Origin of the sequence: Leptolyngbya cf. ectocarpi LEGE 11479, from assembly GCF_015207065.1 — a bacterium.
Lineage (GTDB): Bacteria > Cyanobacteriota > Cyanobacteriia > Phormidesmidales > Phormidesmidaceae > Leptothoe > Leptothoe ectocarpi.
The window spans coordinates 1-20,596 of sequence record NZ_JADEXP010000075.1 but is presented as its reverse complement, the minus strand read 5'-3'; the positions used below and the strand labels follow the sequence as shown (position 1 = coordinate 20,596).

At 49.6% G+C, this 20,596-nt stretch carries 19 protein-coding genes; 6 read left to right on the top strand and 13 right to left on the bottom strand.

Annotated features, from left to right (window positions below):
* From IQ260_RS10565 to cax, 3 genes are all read right to left on the bottom strand, one after another.
* On the bottom strand, positions 1–595 hold a 595-nt coding region (locus tag IQ260_RS10565), incomplete at its 3' end, for an ATP-dependent metallopeptidase FtsH/Yme1/Tma family protein (protein WP_193993070.1).
* A 118-nt stretch (positions 596–713) separates the two neighbouring features.
* A complete protein-coding gene (locus tag IQ260_RS10560; RefSeq protein WP_193993069.1) occupies positions 714–1,532 on the bottom strand; it encodes an aminotransferase class IV in 819 nt (272 codons plus the stop codon).
* 14 nt (positions 1,533–1,546) lie between these two features.
* Positions 1,547–2,641, bottom strand: a complete 1,095-nt coding sequence (gene cax, locus IQ260_RS10555; RefSeq protein ID WP_193993068.1) for a calcium/proton exchanger — start codon at positions 2,639–2,641, stop codon at positions 1,547–1,549.
* Between the two features lie 163 nt (positions 2,642–2,804).
* Here cax and IQ260_RS10550 point away from each other — a divergent pair, with 163 nt between their 5' ends.
* From IQ260_RS10550 to tsaB, 3 genes are all read left to right on the top strand, one after another.
* Positions 2,805–3,794 (top strand): endonuclease/exonuclease/phosphatase family protein, encoded by a 990-nt coding sequence (locus IQ260_RS10550; protein ID WP_193993067.1) that lies wholly within the window; start codon positions 2,805–2,807, stop codon positions 3,792–3,794.
* Positions 3,795–3,876: 82 nt separating this feature from the next.
* Positions 3,877–4,599, top strand: coding sequence for a hypothetical protein (locus IQ260_RS10545; protein ID WP_193993066.1), 723 nt, complete (start codon positions 3,877–3,879; stop codon positions 4,597–4,599).
* Positions 4,599–5,222 carry a tRNA (adenosine(37)-N6)-threonylcarbamoyltransferase complex dimerization subunit type 1 TsaB gene (gene tsaB / locus IQ260_RS10540; protein WP_193993065.1) on the top strand — a complete coding sequence of 208 codons (624 nt, stop codon included), beginning with the start codon at positions 4,599–4,601 and terminating at the stop codon, positions 5,220–5,222. Before IQ260_RS10545 ends, tsaB begins: the two co-directional genes overlap by 1 nt.
* Before the next feature lie 7 nt (positions 5,223–5,229).
* Here the strand turns inward: tsaB and IQ260_RS10535 are convergent, their stop codons facing one another.
* Both IQ260_RS10535 and IQ260_RS10530 read right to left on the bottom strand, forming a co-directional pair.
* Complete coding sequence (locus IQ260_RS10535) at positions 5,230–5,565, bottom strand: hypothetical protein (RefSeq protein ID WP_193993064.1); 336 nt, start codon at positions 5,563–5,565, stop codon at positions 5,230–5,232.
* Positions 5,566–5,803: 238 nt separating this feature from the next.
* Positions 5,804–6,397, bottom strand: a complete 594-nt coding sequence (locus tag IQ260_RS10530) for a L,D-transpeptidase (protein ID WP_193993063.1) — start codon at positions 6,395–6,397, stop codon at positions 5,804–5,806.
* A gap of 224 nt (positions 6,398–6,621) precedes the next feature.
* On the opposite strand from IQ260_RS10530, the gene lipA reads away from it, so the two are divergent.
* Positions 6,622–7,500: a lipoyl synthase gene (gene lipA / locus IQ260_RS10525; protein WP_193993062.1), complete on the top strand. Its 879-nt coding sequence runs from the start codon at positions 6,622–6,624 to the stop codon at positions 7,498–7,500.
* 36 nt (positions 7,501–7,536) lie between these two features.
* Here the strand turns inward: lipA and mdh are convergent, their stop codons facing one another.
* The 7 genes from mdh to psbO all read right to left on the bottom strand — a co-directional run bounded on the left by mdh (position 7,537) and on the right by psbO (position 13,364).
* The gene (mdh, locus tag IQ260_RS10520) at positions 7,537–8,550 is read right to left on the bottom strand and encodes a malate dehydrogenase (RefSeq protein ID WP_193993061.1); all 1,014 of its coding nucleotides are present in this window, start codon (positions 8,548–8,550) and stop codon (positions 7,537–7,539) included.
* Positions 8,551–8,715: 165 nt separating this feature from the next.
* Positions 8,716–8,931: an NAD(P)H-quinone oxidoreductase subunit O gene (ndhO, locus tag IQ260_RS10515; protein WP_193993060.1), complete on the bottom strand. Its 216-nt coding sequence runs from the start codon at positions 8,929–8,931 to the stop codon at positions 8,716–8,718.
* Between the two features lie 53 nt (positions 8,932–8,984).
* Positions 8,985–9,830, bottom strand: a complete 846-nt coding sequence (locus IQ260_RS10510) for a DNA-formamidopyrimidine glycosylase (protein WP_193993059.1) — start codon at positions 9,828–9,830, stop codon at positions 8,985–8,987.
* A gap of 59 nt (positions 9,831–9,889) precedes the next feature.
* Positions 9,890–10,075 (bottom strand): photosystem I reaction center subunit IV, encoded by a 186-nt coding sequence (locus tag IQ260_RS10505; RefSeq protein ID WP_193993058.1) that lies wholly within the window; start codon positions 10,073–10,075, stop codon positions 9,890–9,892.
* A 282-nt stretch (positions 10,076–10,357) separates the two neighbouring features.
* A complete protein-coding gene (locus IQ260_RS10500) occupies positions 10,358–11,221 on the bottom strand; it encodes a hypothetical protein (RefSeq protein ID WP_193993057.1) in 864 nt (287 codons plus the stop codon).
* 64 nt (positions 11,222–11,285) lie between these two features.
* Positions 11,286–12,080, bottom strand: a complete 795-nt coding sequence (locus tag IQ260_RS10495) for an RNA polymerase sigma factor SigF (RefSeq protein ID WP_193993056.1) — start codon at positions 12,078–12,080, stop codon at positions 11,286–11,288.
* Positions 12,081–12,530: 450 nt separating this feature from the next.
* Positions 12,531–13,364: a photosystem II manganese-stabilizing polypeptide gene (gene psbO, locus IQ260_RS10490; RefSeq protein WP_193993055.1), complete on the bottom strand. Its 834-nt coding sequence runs from the start codon at positions 13,362–13,364 to the stop codon at positions 12,531–12,533.
* A 329-nt stretch (positions 13,365–13,693) separates the two neighbouring features.
* Here psbO and IQ260_RS10485 point away from each other — a divergent pair, with 329 nt between their 5' ends.
* Together IQ260_RS10485 and IQ260_RS10480 are read left to right on the top strand one after the other, a co-directional pair.
* Entirely contained in the window at positions 13,694–14,014 is a 321-nt protein-coding gene (locus tag IQ260_RS10485; protein ID WP_193993054.1) for a hypothetical protein, read from the top strand.
* A gap of 137 nt (positions 14,015–14,151) precedes the next feature.
* Positions 14,152–15,654, top strand: coding sequence for a glycoside hydrolase family 10 protein (locus tag IQ260_RS10480; RefSeq protein WP_193993053.1), 1,503 nt, complete (start codon positions 14,152–14,154; stop codon positions 15,652–15,654).
* 457 nt (positions 15,655–16,111) lie between these two features.
* Here IQ260_RS10480 and IQ260_RS10475 read toward each other — a convergent pair whose 3' ends face one another.
* The gene (locus IQ260_RS10475; protein WP_193993052.1) at positions 16,112–20,107 is read right to left on the bottom strand and encodes a magnesium chelatase subunit H; all 3,996 of its coding nucleotides are present in this window, start codon (positions 20,105–20,107) and stop codon (positions 16,112–16,114) included.
* Positions 20,108–20,596 lie beyond the last annotated feature (489 nt).

Below are 20,596 nucleotides of genomic sequence, written 5' to 3'. Positions count from 1 at the left end.
CGACAAGCAGCACACCCTTGGGAATCTTGGCGCCAACGGCAGTAAACCGGTCGGCATTCTTGAGAAAATCAACAACCTCGGTCAGCTCCAATTTGGCCTGATCGATACCAGCTACGTCGCCAAAGGTGACTTGGGTCTGGGGCTCCATTTGCACACGAGCCTTTGACTTACCAAAGTTCATGGCCTGACTGCCGGGTCCATTCTGAGCCCGCCGTAGGACAAAGAACAGTACAACCAGTAGCAGTACGGGAATGAGCAGCGTGCTCAAGACCTGCAACAACCGATTTTCTTCGGCCTGTCGCTGAACTTCGATATCGACAGAGTTATCCGTCAGAATATCGACCAAACCAGGGTCGCTGGGTAAGTTTACGACAATCCGGCGCTCTTCACCGGTTGGGTCAGGAAACTTGGCCTGAGCGCGATCGGCACTAATATAGACCTTCTCAATGGAGCCATTTTCAACTTCATTGATAAAACGGCTATAGCGCCATGCCTCAGTTTCAATTCGAGGCTGTTCAAAAAATGCGGTGGCCAGTGCGATGACGACAACCACTAATAATACGTAGAGTCCTGCGTTTCTCCAGCGCTTATTCACAGGGAGTAAGCCTCCTAAAAGTTTTTATTTTCAGCAATGTCAGCGAGTCTACTTATGCCGAGCTGATAGTTGTTAACTTATGTTAACGCATTTCAGGATTCTGCATCGATTACGCTGCTTAGCAGTTGTGTTCGCACAGCGAAGATCCATCAAACATTTGCCTGAGGGCACTTAGACCTTCGTGAGTAGAACTATAGTTTAGTTTAATATTCCCTAGCAGAACTGTGTGGATCGGCATCATGCCTACAACGCAGTTGCTGTAGGCAAGGCATTCAAACGTTTTTGCTAAATCTACGGTCCAGGGTCTGTCGGTAATGACTTGTTTTTGTAAGGTTTTGAGCAATTGAGCCCGGCGAATGCCCGGCAGGAGTCCAGACTCTAGGGGCGGTGTCCACCAGCGCCCGTCCTGGTAGCCCCATAGGTTGCCAGTGCTGGTTTCTAGCCATTCTCCAGCAGCAGTTGCCAAGATGGCATCGCGGGCTCCGTAAGTCTTGGCGGTCTGCATAGCTAACCAGCAGGGGAGATAGTTACCGGTTTTATGACCTGGCAAACTGCGCTGATACTGCGGGGCTGGGGCCACCCAGACTGTGACGCCTGCGGCTTGCTGCTGGTTTAGATTTTTGGGCAGGGGACGACCGGTGATTAACTCGCGACCATCCGCTAGGATGGCCAATCGTAAAACGGGATAGCTTGTCATCAATGTCTGACAACCTTGAGCAATGCGTTGCCAGTCCGGTTGGGGCCAGTGAAATGCGTTGAGGGATTGGGAGATGCGATCGCAGTGCCATCTCCACGATGTCAGCGGATGCTCCAAGCTATTCTCATAAACCCGCATCGTGGTAAATACACTGGCCCCGTAGGCCAAGGCAGGATGATCAGAGGCTATTGATAGTTGCGCATCCTGATATAAATTGCCTGCAAACCAGTAGGTCGCCACGCTAATTAACCCTATTAACCAATGCCTTCAATCATCGGATGGAAGAAGAACGCAAGACCAATAATCGTATAGGTTGCTAGCAGCAGTGTTCCTTCTAACCAGTTTGAACTGCCGTCACTACTAATGGAATTAGCAATCAAAATCGATACAGCTACGGCGATCAGCTGAAAATTATTAAAGTCCAGGTCCATGGGTTTACCCATGAGCCAACCAGCGATGACCAGCACCGGAGCCACAAACAGAGCAATCTGCATACTGGAACCCACGGCCACAGACACAGATAGATCCATTTTGTTTTTCAAAGCTACGGTGACGGCGGTGGCGTGCTCTGCAGCGTTACCGATAATGGGGAGCAAGATAACGCCAGTAAAGAGTTCAGAAAGACCCAGCTGTTTCGTGGCCACCTCTAAGGATCCCACTAGCCACTCTGACTCCACCGCCACAACCAAGGTGGCAACCAGCAGTACCCCAATCCACAGGGGCAGATTTGGGGCTGCGTGAGGCTCGGCTTCGCTGCCTTCTTCTTCAGCGGTACCTACATCATAGAGATAGGCATGGGTTTTCATGGAAAACAGCAGAGTGAGCGCATATACCAGGATCAAGACAATGGCGACGGCCACAGACAGACGCTGCAATGTTGGTTCAGTAATAGACGGGGACGTGAAATCCACTGCGGTTGGGATCAAAATCGCAATCACCGCTAAGTTCATCGATGATGCATTCATGCGGGCAATCACCGGCTGAAAGTCTTGCTCTTTGAACTTGATGCCCCCCAACAGCATGGATAGCCCCATGACCAGCAGCAGGTTGCCAATAATCGAGCCGGTAATGCTGGACTTAACGACATTGATCAGTCCAGCATTGAGCGCAATCAGCGCAATAATCAGTTCTGTAGCGTTACCAAACGTGGCATTGAGCAGACCTCCGAGAGAGGGTCCCAAAACGACAGCGATTTCTTCGGTGGCATGGCCCATCCATCCAGCAAGGGGAATGATGGCGATGGCCGCTGTGACAAAAACAACCAGCTCACCCCAACCTAGGAAATGGGCAGTCGCAGAAATGGGGACAAATATCAGCAGACCAAAGAAAATGAGGTTTTTGACGGACATGGAGGGCGTAAAGCATCGTTAAGCATCATCAGATTACCCAAATGAGGGACACCTGGGGGAATATTTCCAACGATTCTGGAGTGAACTTTATCGGTTGTGAAGGGAACAGCAGATAATTAGTGACATGGCTCTAAGCCATCAGCTGCAGATTCAGGGGTGCTCTATGGTTTTAAGGTTGATTTTGACGGTTTTAGGCTCCTTAGCGTTGGCCATGGCTGTGTTCTATGCGTGGGCTACAGCCGGTAGCTACCCCGAAGAGAACTACACAGCTGTTGTGAATTATGATGCGAATACTGCCGCCCCGGTGACGGGTAACTCACTAACGCTGGTGTCCTATAACATTGGCTATTTGTCTGGGTTGACCAATAATCAGGCGGTGGAACGGTCTAAACAACTGTTTGATGATAATTTGTCGAGTGCGATCGCAGCGCTGCAACCCCTCAATCCTGACATCATCGCCTTCCAAGAAATTGACCTAGCCTCCAAGCGTTCCTATAGCGTCAATCAGGTGGAGGCCCTAGCCAGTGCCTTAGATTTTCCAGCGGCGGGGTTGGCCATCAACTGGAATAAAAACTACGTTCCCTTTCCCTACTGGCCCATATCGGCCCACTTCGGCAAAATCGTTTCGGGGCAGGCCGTCCTGAGTCGCTATCCGATTGTTGAAAATCAGCGGGTGGTACTAGAGAAAGTGGCCAGTCGTCCGTTTTTTTACAATGCGGTCTATTTGGATCGTCTGGCCCAGGTCACCCAGATTCAGATTCAGGACCGCTCCATCATCGTCATCAACATCCACCTAGAGGCGTTTGATAACCCCACTCGGTTAAATCAAACCCGCGCCGTTCGAGAGCTGGCGGAAACCTATGCCCAGGAGTTGCCAGTGCTGGTGGTGGGAGATTTTAACAGTGCGGTCAATCGGCCTGAGGAAGGGGAGCGGTCAATTGAAATTATGACTGAGTCCGAGCTATTTACATCGGCCACCCCCCAGGACCAGTGGGCTAATCAACCGACATTTCCCTCAGAGCCACCTGAACACAAGCTCGATTATCTGTTCTATACTCCCGCCACCATTGAGCTAGAAAATACCCGAGTCGTCACCGAAGCCGGTACAGCCTCAGATCATCTCCCGCTGGTCATGACATTTATCCTGAAGTAGGCGAGAATTTGATGCCACCAGTCCATCAGGAAGCTAGCTCGGTTTAATGAAGCCATAACTGTCCCTGTATGCATTTCACCCCATGGAGCAGCTGAAGTATTCCCTTGGTCCCTTTGAATTATTTGCGGCTATTATTGGCGGCTCTCCATTTGTCCTAGCAGGATTTCTGCTCTATCACCCGGTGGAGAGTTTGGCAGAGCTGGTAGAGGTGATTCAGGAGAACGGGTCGGGGGATGGGGCATTTGCGATCGCGCTCACTCTTCTCCTAGTCAGCTACATCATCGGTGGTACCATCCAAGGACTGAGTTGGCGGTATTTCCTGCGTTTATGCAAACTCTTCAAATGTGAATACACATATTTTGGTAATCAGCTGGCGGATCGGGACAAAGCCTTAAAGAAGCAGCAGTCAGAGCAACTAGATCCTGCCAATTTTGAAGACCGTCTAACACTACAGTTACGGCAAACAATCGGGATCCCCAAAAAGTTGAGTTGGATGGATAGCCGCCTCAAGGCCTATTTGCGTGAGCGCAACAGTCCATCTGTCGCCGCTGCCGATACATTGGTGGCTTCCCACATCATGTTTCGCAACCTATCCCTAGGGTGTCTAATCCTGTGCGTCGTGAGTGTCACTAATTCAGTACGTTTAGGTGCTCTGGAGCCCCTATGGCTCTCTCCCTTTGTAGGATATGTGGCGTATCTAATGTTTCGACGGTCGGTCAGTTTCAAAAAGTGGCAAAATCGCACTTTGGTTTTAGGGTTCTATTTTGCTGCTACTCAAGCATCTGCATCTGAAGGGAGGCTCTAATGTTTGGCCTGGCACTCCACACGTCTACTCCTGAACTGGGCTTAGCCATCAGCGATTTTGATACAATCCACCGTCATCAAGATTGGACGCTCGGACGCGATCTGTCTAGCCAGCTCCACGCCCTACTCCAAGGGTTTATGCCCCCTCAGCATTGGCAAGACCTGGATTTTATTGCAGTGTGCATTGGGCCTGGAGGATTTACAGGCACTCGCATCGGTGTGGCCACTGCCCGCACCCTGGCTCAGCAGCTCAATATCCCGCTGTTTGGCATCTCGGCGCTTGCTGCCGTCGCCCATCACACCATGGCTTCTGATCCGGCCGCCACCGATATTGCCATTACCATGCCCGCTAAGCGAGGAGCCGTCTATGGAGCTGTCTATAGCTGGACAGGGACAACCCTGACCTCGACGCTAGCAGATGTAGTCTTACCCGCGAGTGATTGGGAGCTTAAACAAACCCAATGGCCTAAACCGTTAATGCAAGTCGGTTTAGAGTCAGGGGTGGGATTAGCTGAAACCACTACATCGCTGCTACAGCTGGGACATGACCAGTGGCAAACAGGCTCTCCCCCTGATTGGCGAGAGGTCACCCCCTTCTATGGCCAACATCCCGTCACCACCTGAACCTTGCCTAGTCCTGATTAGCCTCACCATCACGGCGACCCAGCTCATAAACACCGCTGCCCATACAGGCAATAATGCCAAAGCTCAGGGTCCAGCTCTGTCCCAAACTCATATCCAAGAAATAGTTACAAAGACCACCCGCCAAGACAAACGGCACAATACTCATCACCGAAGCATAAAACTCTGCTGCCCCAGAGGCGTTTTGCTTATTGGCAGACACTAACCAGCCCATTGCCTGTTGCTCTAGTGCTTCCACCAATCTCAGGACAACGGGGGAAAACATCAAATAAAGGGCTAATGCCCACAGAAATATTCCAGAAATCCAGACTGGATTAAAACTCATTGGATAAAAAATTACTCAACAGATCGGCGCAACAGAGACCCAGTGTTTTCTAGCAATAGAAAACGTCAAATTACTTAAATTTTGTTTACTCTCTATACAGTAAGGTAAACCATCAGCTGCCTTCTGTCGCCTCTGTTATCTCTATCACCCAAACGCTTTAGCCCATAGAAAACAGATGTTTCAGCGTCCGCAGATAATTTTATATTGAGACACTTACTTAGATACTTAATTTAGATAGTTAACGCTTCACCGTAACTGGCGTGCCCACTTCGACATAGGTGTATAGATCCTCAATATCGTCATTGAGCATGCGGATGCAGCCGTGGGAGATGGCTTCTCCAATCAAACTTTCTTCGTTAGTACCGTGAAACCCAATTTGGCCATCACTCGTGGACAAAAAGCCGATCCAGTGGGAGCCTAGGGGGTTATTCTTATTGCCTGCTGGGACAATCTCACCCGTAATTGGATGCTGCCAGGCAGGATAGTCACTCTTGTGAATCACGTTGAACGTACCTTCTGGCGTTTCCCATTCGGATTGCCCAACGGCCACAAGGTATTGTTTGACGACTTCACCTCGACGATAAACATCTATTTTTCGTTGGCTTAACTGCACCACGATTTGAGTATCCGATTTGGGAATAGGACTGACAAAGCGCGGTCTGCGACCATTAGTAATGGAAATGCGAGTGCTGAGGTTGCTGATAACATCGCTCGGTTGAGCATTAGCAGCCTTCCAGCTAAAGGGATCGTTCCACTCCAGCAAGGTTAAGCCCAGGGCCGAACCAACGCACAACAGGGCAAAACTGTGAGCCAATGGATGAAGACCTTGCATTGGAGAAAAGACTCGATAGAAGACCTACAGACGCTGAGGTATTGTCCTACTGCCTATCTTACCTACATCAGCATGGCGCTGGCCCCATTTTTGGGCTCCTGGACATGCAAGCGACCCGGTTTAAACAGAAGGTCTATGTCTCCACCTGAAATTGTTAGAATCAGTAGGCATTAGCGCCGACGCGTTTGTATCGCTTTTTGTATCGTTTATAAAGGCAAAGTAGTGTGACCGTTAAACCAGACTGGCTCAGAGTCAAAGCCCCTCAATGGGAACGGGTGGGCAATGTCAAAAGCATTTTGCAAGATCTCGACCTCAATACGGTGTGTGAGGAGGCATCTTGCCCCAACATTGGTGAGTGCTTTAGTGCTGGAACGGCCACATTTTTGATTATGGGTCCAGCCTGTACTCGGGCCTGCCCTTACTGCGATATCGACTTTGAGAAAAAGCCCCAGGCATTAGACCCAACTGAGCCTCTACGGTTGGGAGAGGCGGTTCGCCGCATGGGTCTAAACCATGTGGTAATTACCTCGGTAAATCGAGACGATCTGCCCGATGGCGGCGCTAGCCAGTTTGTGCGCTGCATTGAGGAGACTCGCAGGCTGTCCCCTAACACCACCATTGAGGTGCTGATTCCTGACCTGTGCGCTAACTGGGAGGCCCTCAAGATTATCCTATCGGCAGCGCCTGAGGTGCTAAACCACAATACGGAGACCATTCCTCGGCTCTATCGAAGGGTACGCCCTCAGGGTGACTATCAGCGCAGTCTCGAACTGCTGCAACGAACCCGTGAGCTTGCCCCTTGGGCTTATACCAAGTCAGGCATCATGGTGGGTCTGGGGGAAACCGATGCGGAGGTCCGTCAGGTAATGGCTGATTTACGAACGGTGGACTGCGACATCCTCACCATTGGGCAGTACCTACAGCCTACCCAAAAGCACCTGGGCGTAAAGGACTTTGTGACACCGGAGCAGTTTGATCAGTGGCGACAGGTGGGTGAAGCCATGGGCTTTTTGCAGGTGGTTTCGTCACCGCTGACCCGCAGTTCCTACCATGCGGAAGAGGTGAGACGTCTGATGAATGAGTATCCTCGGATTCGTCCTTAGGCCCTGTAGCCTAGATTTTTTCTTGACTTAGAATATTCAAGCTGTCAATAGTGGCAGGGCATTTTTCAAAGTTTTGCGCACCGAATCAGCAGAGGCTTGCAGTGCCTGTAGTTCGTCCGCTGCTAGGGAAAGCTCTACAACGGAAGCAACTCCACTACTGTCGAGGTGGCAGGGCACCCCCAGGTAAATATCTTTGAGGCCGTACTGACCGTTTAGATAGGCCGAAACGGGGAGTATGGCTGACTGATTTTGCAAGATGGCCGCCACCATGGTGGCGGTGGCAGCGGCTGGCGCATAAAACGCTCCACCAGTCTTGAGATGATTGACTATTTCCGCGCCGCCATGGCGGGTGCGCTCTACGAGTTCCTGAATTTTTGCAGTAGATAGCAGCTCTGTCAGCGGAATACTACTAACGGTGGTGTGGCTGATCAGCGGTACCATCAAATCACCATGTCCCCCGAGCACCATAGTCGATACATCCTGGGGCGGTACGCCTAGCTCATGGGCAATAAATGTGCGAAATCTGGCGGAATCCAACACACCTGCCTGTCCCATAACTTTGCTAGGGGAAAGACCGCTAGTCTGCCAAGCCAGATAGGCCATCACATCCAAGGGGTTGGTTACCAGAATGAAATGGGCATCAGGGGAATGCGGCAGGGCATTGGCAACGACATCTAAAATTATGCGGCCATTGACTTTAAGCAGATCGTCTCTGGACATACCTGGCTTGCGGGGCAAACCTGCCGTAATCACAATCACCTGCGAGTCAGCGGTATCTTGATAGTCGTTTGTGCCGATAATGTGGTGAGTACAGCCTTCCAGGGGGCAGGCCTCGGCCATATCCAGAGCTAATCCTTGGGGCCGACCGGCAACAATATCCAACAGCACAACATTGCCTAAATTTTGGGAAAGTAAACTGCGGGCAAGACTGGCGCCGACGTTACCAGCTCCGATGATGGTGATTTTGGGGATAGCGACCTGACCAGCCCGCGCTGGCGAGATCGCAGTTGCATTAACCGCAGTCTGAGAGGAGGAACGAGCTACTACCATGGGACTCCTGATGGACCGCTTGAGGGCACTTTGGCCAATCAATCAGCCACCCAGACTCCAAAAGTCGCCCAGAGACGGTTCACTCAATAGATTTATATCTCCATTGTGTCAAGGGCTACATAGCTTTTGGAGGATCCCAGCAGGATTCTTAATACATAGCCCGTCTTATTTGAACTCTTCGAGCTGCTCCACCTGTAGCCAAATGTTAGGGGTGGGCACCCGACCAAACTTTACGAGGGCATAGTCATCTCGAATGTCGATGATTTCTCCTTGGGTTTCAAATAGGTAAGGAGGAAAGCGAGTATCACTAGCGGTGGCTTCTACACTGTTTTCTAGTTTTTCGCGAACAACTCGAACAAAGGTACCCTTTTTGATAGCCATCGCTAATAATTGGTGAAAAATAACTGGTGAGTATATTATCGCGCCTATTTAGACTATTTCTGGCAATGGGGGCAATAGTGGGCTGAACGCCCAGCCAGCTTAATGCGCTTGATGGGGGTTTCGCATACGCGGCAGGGTTCATCTTCGCGGTCATAGACCCAGGCGACACCGCCATAGTTGCCATTGGTGCCATGGATATCGCGAAAATCGCTAAAGGTGGTGCCACCAGCTTCGATACTATCGGTGAGAACTTTTTGGATAGCGGTGTGTAGGCGTTTGAGACGGCGTAGGGAGATGCGATCGCACCTTACACTTGGCCGAATACCACTTAAAAACAGGGCCTCATCCGCATAGATATTACCAATACCCGCCACCATAGCCTGATCCAGCAGGGCATTTTTGACCGGGCGCTGCCTACGGCCAAGCCAAGTCTGCAGGTAGTCTAGGGAAAAATCATCGGCAAAGGGCTCTGGCCCCAAACGCTGTAGCCCGGTCATCACTTGATCAGGCTGTGTATCTGGGGGCACCCACCATAAGCGACCAAATGTGCGCTGGTCAACATAGCGTAGCTCGCGACCTTCATCAAAAAATAAACGCACCCGGCAGTGAGAAGATAGCGGCATTGCCTGTTGTACCCACAGCAGCTGCCCCGTCATCCGTAAATGGCATCCTAACCAGCCAGCAGGCTGCTGCTGGCGTGATAAAGCAGCGAGTAAATACTTACCCCGACGCTGCCAGGCAATAATCTCAGCTCCCTCAAGGGCAGGCAAAAAATCTTCAATAGAAATGGGGTGAGCAATGCTGCGATTTAACAGCACGTGCCCACCCCGAATAGGTTGGTTCAGAGTAACTCGACTCAGACCCCGTCGGACAGTTTCTACTTCAGGAAGTTCTGGCAAGGCACATTAGACAAACGACTGAGCTAATTCTACCAAGCCACTCTAAATCGCCAGACCGATTAAACTTCCTTAACTTCACCTTCAGCAAAGTTGTTAGTGTTGACGCCAGCGTAGTTAACTTTATCAAAACGAACAACGACCGGATACTTGATACCACTTTGGTCAACGGAAGCAACCGTACCAGTATCTTGAAACCAATAAGACTCTTTCCGAAGGATACGTACTTTAGATCCACGCTTAACCATGAATATTCCTCTCTTAAGCAAAGACGAGTGATTAATGCAAGCAGCAAGCTACCTGTTCACCAGGGTACTACTCCGCTGAACCGAACTGACATCCTGAGGATTTAAGAATTGTTGCATATCGCAGATTTTGGCAATATTTCTTTAAAAAGCTCATTAGACAAACGAGAGTCCCCTTGTCTAATAAATTATCGTTGGTGCAATAAACTATTCATGCGCTCCCAAGCAGGCTCAGCCCTTAAGCTTCACCCTATTACAGAGCCCATGACTATAACCGCAGAATGATTAAATCCCAGGGCTCGGCAGTTCTGGCAGCGTACTGATAGTAGACACCGTATCGGCTGGTTGAGCAGCAGGTGCCTCTTCTACGGGTACATCAGCAGCAGTCACAAAACTCTCTACCTCGATACCATTCTCTACCAAAATCACCCGTGGCTCTGCCGAACCCGTATCAATTCGCTTCACAAGCACACGCCCACCGGCAACGCGTTCTCCTTGTCTGACATAGCGTTCGATTTCATCGGGCGCCTTGATGATGGCATAGGGAGCGCCACCAATTTGGATCACACCCGATACACGAACCGCTTTAGCTGTCGTTGGCTGGGGAATCTCAGGCAACGCAGCAATTTCTGGACGACTCGATTCCACACTCCGCACTTCTGCCACGCTAGGGCGCTCCAAAGGTGTGGCTGAGTTCGGAGCAGCAGCAGTAGCCGAGGAGCCTGAGTTGTTAACAGAGGCCGTCTGACTAGAGGTGGCACGACCGCCAGCCCTATTGTTGGTGTTGGCTCCTTCTACTTCAATGGGCTGCGGTGGCACTAGGGGAATGGTTAAACCAGCAAAGGGATCCGGGCGGGTCCGCTCTACCCCTATTGTGCGCTCGTTAGGGTCGGTTGACTGAATTAGGTCACGGGCAACAACCGTCGGAGAATTTGGTGAAGCTGCAACTACAACACCATCAGACCCTTCACCCTCTGGGAGGTTAGGCAACTGACCGTCCGCCGTTTGTACTGTTTGGGGAGCTTGCTCCGCTGGAATGGTTAGATTCTCAACGGCAGCTTCGTCACTGTCGCCGCGATTAAAGAATCCACAACCACTCAGGGAAACTGCCCCAGTTGTTATTAGCAATACCAAGAGCAGACGCTGCATCTTTCATCCTCCAAGGGCTTTTGTTCGCAAAGTATAAGATAAGTTGTGTGGAATGCCTAGAGGTTTAGGCAAAATCCTTTTCATCTTCCTCACTTGGAGACATCAGATCTCGTAGTAACTTGAGTCCACTTTTGACTCGACGAGATACCGTAACGGCACTAATCCCTAAGCGTTCGGCAGTTTCCTTTTGGGTTAAGTCATGTAAAAATACAAACTCCAGCACTTCTTGGGTTCTACGCTCTAATTGAGCTAGACCTTGCTGAAGCCGAATCCGATCTTCCTGGGCTAGCTGAAAACTGCGATATTTGGGGTCAGGGAGCAAATCGCTCAGGGATGCCGAGCCGCTGCCTTCGTCTTGAATGGGCGCATCCAAGCTCAGTAACGAACGATTTCGACTGGCTAACTTGACATCTTGCCATTCCTGTACTGAGATCTTGAGGTGGTCGGCAATTTCTTGGTCGGTGGGCTTGCGATCTAGTGATTCTTGTAGCTGGCGAATAGCTCGGGCTGATTGATGCTGAAGTGACTGCCATCGCCTTGGAATTCGCACAATAGCACTGCGATCGCGTAAATAATGTTGGATCTCGCCCCGAATATAGGGAATGGCAAAGGAGCTAAATGCATAGCCTTTGGACATGTCAAATCGCTCAATGGCACGAATCAGACCTAAGCTACCAACCTGCATTAAATCATCAAAGGTTTCATTGGAATGATGTAACCAGTGATGGGCTTCTCGACGCACTAACCCCAGATTCATTTTGACCAGCTGGTTTCGCAGTTCCGCTGAACGATTTTTTTGATAATCATTCAGTATCTCTAGAGTTTCGCTTTTGAGCGCTTTATTGAGTTTGGACGACATGGGGAACCCCTTTGACACGTATATGCTCACCCTCTACCCACTATCGGTTTGAAGCAGCATTGAGCTATTAAAGACAGGAACTTTAAGATGAAGGTTTAGCCCTAGACCATCACCTTAATGTAATGACTTAATAGTGAAGATCAAGCATGAAGAGCACAGTGATTGAAATCACAGCTTGCAACTTAATTAACGTAAACTGCCAGCAACAAGCTACTGGATAGAAGTTGGCCAAAGCAATGACGTATATACGGAAGTCTAAGCTGTGGGCCAGCAGATTGCCGTCTATAGGCGATCAATTCTTCATGCTGACTTTACGTACAGAGCATGTCCTTTAAAGGAAAAAAGGTAGAAAGCTCCGGAGAACTTTCTACCTCTGAAATTTTGAAATGTTGCCAGAGAATGCTAAGTATCAGCTCAATAAGAATGTCAGTATTCTCCAGTCCTAGCCTTCTATGCGTCCAATGTTTCTACACGACCGTAGAACACACCTTGAACCCTGACATCGGAAGGCTCAGCCGTTCCCATATCAGTATCAGAAGGCTGATCACACTCAAACGTGCCTGCAATTTCACCTGTAACATCGTCAACCTTCTCAACCTGAAGAGAAATTGAACCCTGGCCAATATTGAAAGCTTTAATATTTTCTTTGACCAGCTCTTCAGTATCTCCACCAGCTGGTAGAGCAACGGCTGTATCGTAACCTGTAGTTAGACCACGTCCCTTAGGATCTAAGAAGTTAGAGGTGCGGTAAGAGGGCACACGATAGTCACCAATGAAGTCAGTAGAAGAGGTCACAGCACTCAAACCAGGCTGAGTTTTAGCAACCAAACCCTTGATGGTGAAGAGAAAAGGAATCTCTTCTCCACCAGGCAGTAGGACAGTTACGGCCTGGAAATCCATGCCATCTTTCTCTCGGAATACCAAACTGCCATCAGCGTTCGCTTCTAAATCACCGCTGACTTGATCAAGACTGGATGTATAACGGGTCAAAGATTTACCAGGAACGAACTCAGCCTCGCGACGCTTATTGGCCGCTTCCTCTTTAACAAAATAGCTAGTTGGCTCTAGACAAAGGCCGGCAATTTGATAAGCCTGTCCGGCTTCGATAGGAATCTCTCCGCGACGAACACTAGAAACCTGAGGACAGCTACCTGCTAGTCCGGTATTTCTAATCTGATCGTAGGTCAAGGGAGTGTCACCACTAGCACTAGGAGCATCACTACATGCTGTTAGTACACCCATGCAGAGCGCTAGAAATGCAACGATTAGGGCACGATACCTCATGGTCAACCTCAAACAAAAGTATTTATGCAAGAATTTGTCAGTGGTTATAAAACCGACTGGGGGCCTATTGACGTTGTCTATACCTAAAACTTTTTACGCAAATTTAAAAAGCTCTTGGGTAGGCTGACCTCAGTCGCCCTTTAGGATAGCCAACTAACCTTCCCGAAAGTATTTTACACGGACGAGTCCCCGGTGCATGCTGAAAATTGCTAAATCAGGTGCATTGGTTAACACTTCTAACGGTTGATCTAGAACAGGTGAATCGACCTATCTGGGCTACAATGTCGAAACCTTCAGGTTTTGGGGGCATCAGGTTTAAGGTTGACTCAATGGAACCGTATTCTTCAGACATCTCTGGTGAACAAGCTGCTGACATTGAGGAAATTAGGTTAGCAGTGCAAATTGCGGCTCAAAAAAGAGAAAACAATTGTGAGGCTCTCTTAGCGCTATTGAGGCAGTTAGAGGGGCTTCATCGAGATATCCGCGAAACGCTTTTTCAAGAGTCATTGCCCACCAATCGACAGCATTTGTATAACTTGCTAAAGGATATTGAATTGCATGGTGGGTGGCCTTATATCCAACGGATGAAGCTCATGGATCTGCTGGTAACCTTAGAGTCACCAATTGTGCCAGATACGTCGGAGGAATAGCTGTGGTAGGATGTCACACCCCATAATCTTGGTCTATTGTATCTAGCCACATCTAGTCACTCAAGAGATGAGATTTAATGGGCATCTGCTAACCCTCTGTGGTTATATTGTTTATCGCGTAATTCATATTGGCAGCCATGGTAGGTCTTCAGTACTTCAGCAGGCAGCGCGTTTGGGGTGGGCTGTTGGCATTACTGACCGTTGCTCTAGTCCATCGCCCTATGCCTGGAGCAGCTCAAGCTAGCAATCTCAATCAATATTGCCAACTTTCTCAAGCTGAGGTGGATGCTAAGGAAACGTTGCGCCAGCAGGCGGCTAGTGGCGATGCAACTGCGATCGCACAATACGAAGATCTGCTTAAACGCCACACCAATATGTTACGGACCTGTCGCCAGCGACAGTGGCCACGCCAGCAGGCCACCTGGCTGCGGTTATACCCATGTGACCTACAGCCAGGAGTGCTGGATGCCCTAATGGACCGGGTGCTCAATCTGGGATACACCGAAGTCTATGTGGAAGTGTTTTATAACGGTCAGGTGCTGCTTCCTCAGCGAGACAATCGGACGGCGTGGCCCAGTGTGGTACAACAGCGAGGCTATGAAAACCGAGATCTGCTGGCGGATGCGATCGCAGCAGGTCGCAAGCGTGGCCTCAAAGTATATGCCTGGATGTTCACCATGAATTTTGGCTATTCCTATGGCCAACGAAGCGATCGCCAGCAGGTGCTTGCCCGCAATGGTAGCGGTGAGACCACCTCAGCGTTTGCCAGTCGAGGTGGCAGCAATAACCCCGAAGAAATCTTTATCGATCCCTATAACTATCAGGCCCAGAACGACTACCTTCGCATGCTGCAGCTAGTCCTGCAGCGCAAACCAGACGGCGTTCTGTTTGACTATATTCGCTACCCACGGGGCACAGGCAGCAACTCTGTCGTTGGTCATGTAGACGATCTCTGGATTTACGGCAGTGCTGCCCAAAGTTCACTGCTCCAGAGAGCTCTCAACAATAAAGGTAGAGAACTGATTCGACAGTTTCTCAATCGAGGTTATCTAATAGAAAGCGATTTGGAGAGTGTCGATCAACGGTTTCCCAATGAAGCCGAGCCCCTATGGCAGAGTCGACAACCATCTGGGAGTACAAGCGATATACCACTTTCCGTGCGTCGTCCGGCCCTCCAGTTAGAACTCTGGCGGTTGAGCGTTGCCCATGCAGTACAAGGGGTGATCGACTTTCTTAACACCGCTTCCCAACCCGTCAAACAGCAAAATATACCGGTTGGGGCTGTCTTTTTCCCCACTGCCAATCAACCTGTTGGCACCCAAGGCTATGACTCTCGCCTGCAGCACTGGAATCGCTTCTCCAAATCCATAAGCTGGCATCCGATGGCATACAGTATCTGTGGCAATACTCGCTGCATTGTTCAAGACGTGCAAATGGTCCTACGTCAAAATGATGCCGCTAATGTCCGTCCTGCTTTGGCAGGGATATGGGGCAAATCCATCAATAATCGACCATCTTTAGAAGCCCAGATGGCAGCAATCCAGCAGGCCGCCCCTAATATCAACTCAGTCAGTCACTTTGCCTATTCTTGGCAAGATCCAGAGTTTGATCGAGTACGCAAATTTTGTGCCTTACCCTAGGATAGGCCTCACAACAATAACCAGGAAATCATTTCGTGAACATTGCTACTGGGATCAGCCTTCTTTAAGGACGAGTTGCCCTCAAGAGATTGAAAAACAAACAGCAGATAGACGCTAAAAGTGAGCATCAGAGCATGCCATAAACGCTGTCCCACCGTAATCACCTCACACGTCTATGGGTATTTAGCTTATGAGAATGTTTTCATCTGCGTCATAAATATGTTACGTAAATGAAAGTGTCACATTGAGCAACCGCTCGCCTACCTATAACTTTCATCAATGGGCTTGTTATTTGCTTGTTATTTAAGACGCCTGGGTGAAGTGGCATCATCATTCAAAAACAAACTGCACAGTCCTCTTCAAAGACCTGTGCAGTTTGTTTTGGCTGAAAACAATTGTTTCTAGACAACGCTCCTAGTGTGTTCCATGATTGCTGTCTAGAAACTCTTCACATCCACTACTCCACGCCCTCAATACGGTTCTCAACTTCTTCATAGAGTTCCTGCAAACGTTCGATATTTTCATCACTGGTCTCCCAATAGCCACGGCCATTGACCTCTAGCAATGTCGTTACCATCCGACGGAAAGAGTTAGGGTTCAGATCCATCAGACGCTTACACATTTCTTCATCTTCGATAAACGTGGTGTTGGCATCTTCATAAACCCAGTTGTCTACAGCATCGGCTGTAGCTGACCATCCCATGGTGTTAACCAATCGATTCGACAGCTCACGTACACCCTCGTAACCGTTAGCCAGCATGCCCTCATACCATTTGGGATTGAGCAACTTAGTACGAGAATCTAGACGAACTGTTTCCGACAGCGTCCGCACCTGGGCATTAGCTGTGGTCGTGTCCGCAACAAATGAAGTGGGTTTCTTGCCATCATCTCGCAACTGCCCAATCACCTTAGTCGGGTCAGAATCAAAATAGTGGGAAACATCAGTCAGGGAAATCTCAGACGAGTCTAGATTCTGGAAAGTGACATCGGCTGTTTTCAGAGACGCTTCAAACAAGTCGCGAGACTGATCCATCACACCCGGATTATCCGAATTAAACGCAAAGGACTTGCGTTTGAGGTACATCTCCTGAAGTTCAGATTCCTCTTCCCAGCTGCTATTTTCAACTGCCAGGTTAACGTTAGCCGCATAGGAACCCGATGCATTTGAAAAAATGCGAGTTGCAGCTTCGCGTACCGATAAACCCATCTCCTCAGCTTGCTTAAGCGCATGCTTGCGCACAAAGTTCATTTCCAGAGGCTCATCGGCTTCAGCCGCCATTTTCACAGCCCGATCCAGCAGTGCCATTTGATTGACAAACAGGTCACGGAATACACCAGAGCAGTTGATGACCACGTCCACTCGAGGACGCCCTAGTTCTTCTAAAGGAACAATCTCCAACTTATTTACTCGCCCCAATGCATCGGGTACTGGTTTCACCCCAACAAACCAGAGCATCTGAGCCAGGGATTCACCGTAAGTTTTGATATTGTCAGTACCCCAAAGTACAGAAGCAATGGTTTCTGGATACTGACCACCATTTTCCTGACGCTGGCGTTCGAGTAAACGATCAACCACTATCTTGGCTGACTGCACCGCTGCAGTGGTCGGGATAGATTGAGGATCAAGAGCATGGAGGTTTTTGCCAGTGGGCAACACATCCGGATTACGGATTGGATCACCACCAGGACCCGGTAGGATGTAATCTCCATCTAATGCTCGGAGTAACGATGACAGCTCATTATCGGCAACAACCTGCTTCAAACAAAACTGTAGATACTCAAACAAGGGCTTGAGAGCCTCTTCGTCAACAGTCTTGTAGCCATGGTTATGCAGCGCTTCCACCCAAGGATCTTTGCGCTTACCAAAGTTGAAGAACTTCAACATGGTTTTGAGGGATACACGACCCTCATCGTCTAGCTGCTCATTAACGATGGCACCCACGGCCGCCCGCGTCGCTTCATTAATGTCATACAGCAGCTGAACATCCTCTAGGAGACCCAAGTCACTATTGTTGTAAATCTCGGTGATGTCGCGACCGATGCTCTCAGCAATAATGCGCTGCAGGCTCTTAAAACCCTCTTCTTCACGATCTAGCCCAGCAATATTCACCAAGGTGGCCACAGCTTCTTCCGCCGTGGGAGGTTTTCCAATGACATGGAGCCCACAGGGCAACAAACGAGACTCGATTTCCATCAGCTTGATGTAAATCTTACCCACGATGGTATCGCGGTCTTCTTTGCTGATTTCGCTGGCGTCTTCTACGTCGGGCAGCGTCACGTCACGGTCTAAGTTAACCTGACGAGCCTTCTCGATAATGGCATTAACAATGGAAACCGCACGTCCCCCTTCCTTCAGCCCTTGGTAAGACCCAATTAGCTCGCTGAGTTCCTTCAATCCCTTATATAGACCTGCATTTTCGGCGGGGGGAGTGAGGTAGCTAATGGTTTCTGCGTAACCACGGCGCTTAGCAATAGTCGCCTCAGAGGGGTTATTGGCAGCGTAGTAATAGAGATTGGGAGTGCTGCCAATGAGGTTATCGGGATAGCACTGACCAGACATCCCCATTTGCTTACCCGGCATAAACTCTAGAGAGCCATGGGTGCCAAAATGCAGCACTGCATCCGCTTTCCAAATCTTTTCGATAAAGGTGTAGTAAGCAGCAAAGCCATGGTGGGGGCTAGCGGACCGGGAGAACAGTAACCGCATCGGGTCACCTTCGTAACCAAAGGTGGGCTGTACCCCGATAAACAGATTGCCGTAGGTTTTTCCGTACACCAGCAGATTTTGACCATCGGTGTTGAGGTTTCCTGGCGGCGGCCCCCAGTTTTCCTCTAAGCGCTGGGAGTAAGGGGTGAGTTTTTCATACTCAGCCACCGACATGCGATGGGCAATGTTCAGTTCAGGGCTGTTGTACTGGGCTTGGGCGTCATTGATCACCTCAAGCATCAAAGCTTCAGCTGATTCAGGCATGCCCTCAACGGTGTAGCCTTGCTCCTGCATTTCGACCATGGCCTCATAGATAGAGCCAAAGACATTTAGATAAGCTGCAGTACCGACATTGCCTTTATCAGGGGGGAAGCTAAAGACAGTAATAGCGAGTTTCTTGTGGGCACGCTCAACTCGGCGCAGATTGGCCCACTTGAGTGCACGCTGGGAAATCATTTCTACTCGATCCTGCAGCGTGATGGCGCGACCAGTCATACCATCACGACCAGAGACCACAATCGGATCGATGGCCCCATCTAATTCAGGAATTGCCATTTGCAAGGCTACCTGAATGGGGTGCAGGCCCAGATCGCTGTCTTCCCACTCTTCAGTAGTTTGAAAGACAAGGGGCAGAGCCACCATGTAGGGACGATTAAGCCTCTGCAACGACTCGATTGCTTTTGGATGGTCTTGACGAGCAGGCCCACCCACCAAGGCAAAACCCGTTAGGGAAACCACGGAGTCCACGAGAGGCTCCTGGCTGACAGGTTCGTAGAAAAATTGCTCTACAGGCTTGGAGAAATCCAGACCACCTGCAAAGACAGGAATGATACGAGCCCCTAGATATTCAAGCTCCTGAACCATGGACACATAGTGGGCTTCGTCCCCTGTCACTAGATGAGTGCGCTGCAGCACTAGACCGACGCAGGGGGCATTGTCACGCTTATGGGAAGCCGGTAGGTCCTGGCGCGAGCTGTACCAGTTGAGATATTCTTTGACGTCCTCATACATGCAAGGGGCAAGGGGATGCCAGATGCCAGTGTCAGGATAAGTAACGGGTTCCTCGTACTCCATGCTCTCTGGAGCACCCTCAATAGCCTTATCGCCAAACATGTAGCGGTCAGCGAGCATCAGCATGAAATTCTCCAGGTTCTCCGGAGAGCCGCCTAGCCAATACTGAAAACTCAGCATAAAGTTACGGGCGTCCTGGGCCTTGTCCACCGGTAGATATTTGAGAACCTTAGGCAAGGTGCGCAAGAGCTTGAGCATGGCATCTTCGAAGCTGCCACCCTGCTTTTGGCGGCGCTTTTTCATAAACTCGCCAATGGCACTCTTTGACTGCCCCAGCTGAGCCATAGAAAAGCTCCCCATCTTGTTGAGGCGCATGACCTGGGGCATGGATGGGAACACCACAGCCACGTCAAGGGTGTCACGGTGTGGTGTGACGGCAGTAACAACCTTTTCAGCCAGTTCTTCAATAAAAATTAATGAGGCAACAAAGACATTGGCTTCGGAAACGTCTTTCTTAAAGGCCTCGTAGTTATCGTTACTGCGAAGTTCTTCAATTAAATAACCACTAACTTCGACGGCAATATGAGGGTTGTTAGCGTTGATGGACTTAACAGCTGCTGACAGAGCACTTTGATACTGTGGTTCTAAAACGACGTAAACCACTTTCATCAAGGACCGTTCGCCAAGGTTCTCGGGTGAGATATGTCTCACAGTGGGCTTGACGTTGGTGAACATGCAGTTTGACTCCTTCCTCTGTGTGTTCTCTCTTCTACTGGAAGTGATGACCGCCGGTTGGCAAGTTTGTCCGCGCTTAGTAAACGTTGGCGGGCTTGCCAGTCGGACTCATTAGCTGGTCGGTATTGACCCAGCACTCACAAAAGCATTTACAAAAAATACTTTGCAAAAGTGAAGTGGCTACTGTAATGAGAAATATTCCATAACATCTAAATAGGGTTTTAAACCTATTGTGTTTGTATCAGAAAATCCCTACTGACTAGGGATACAGCCGTAGATGCGATACAAATTGACATATTGACTCTCGCTATTTGTAACATTTTCGTTACAAATAGCGAGAGCATTACTCATGCTTATGAAACAAATAAGTAAAAATATAATTGTTGATAAAGGTCAACGTCTTGAGACGGACGTTTGTGGCTAGCGGCCCTGATGTTCTTCTCGCGGGAATAGCGGATGCTTGGCCAACGTACCCATCTTCCATAAGAT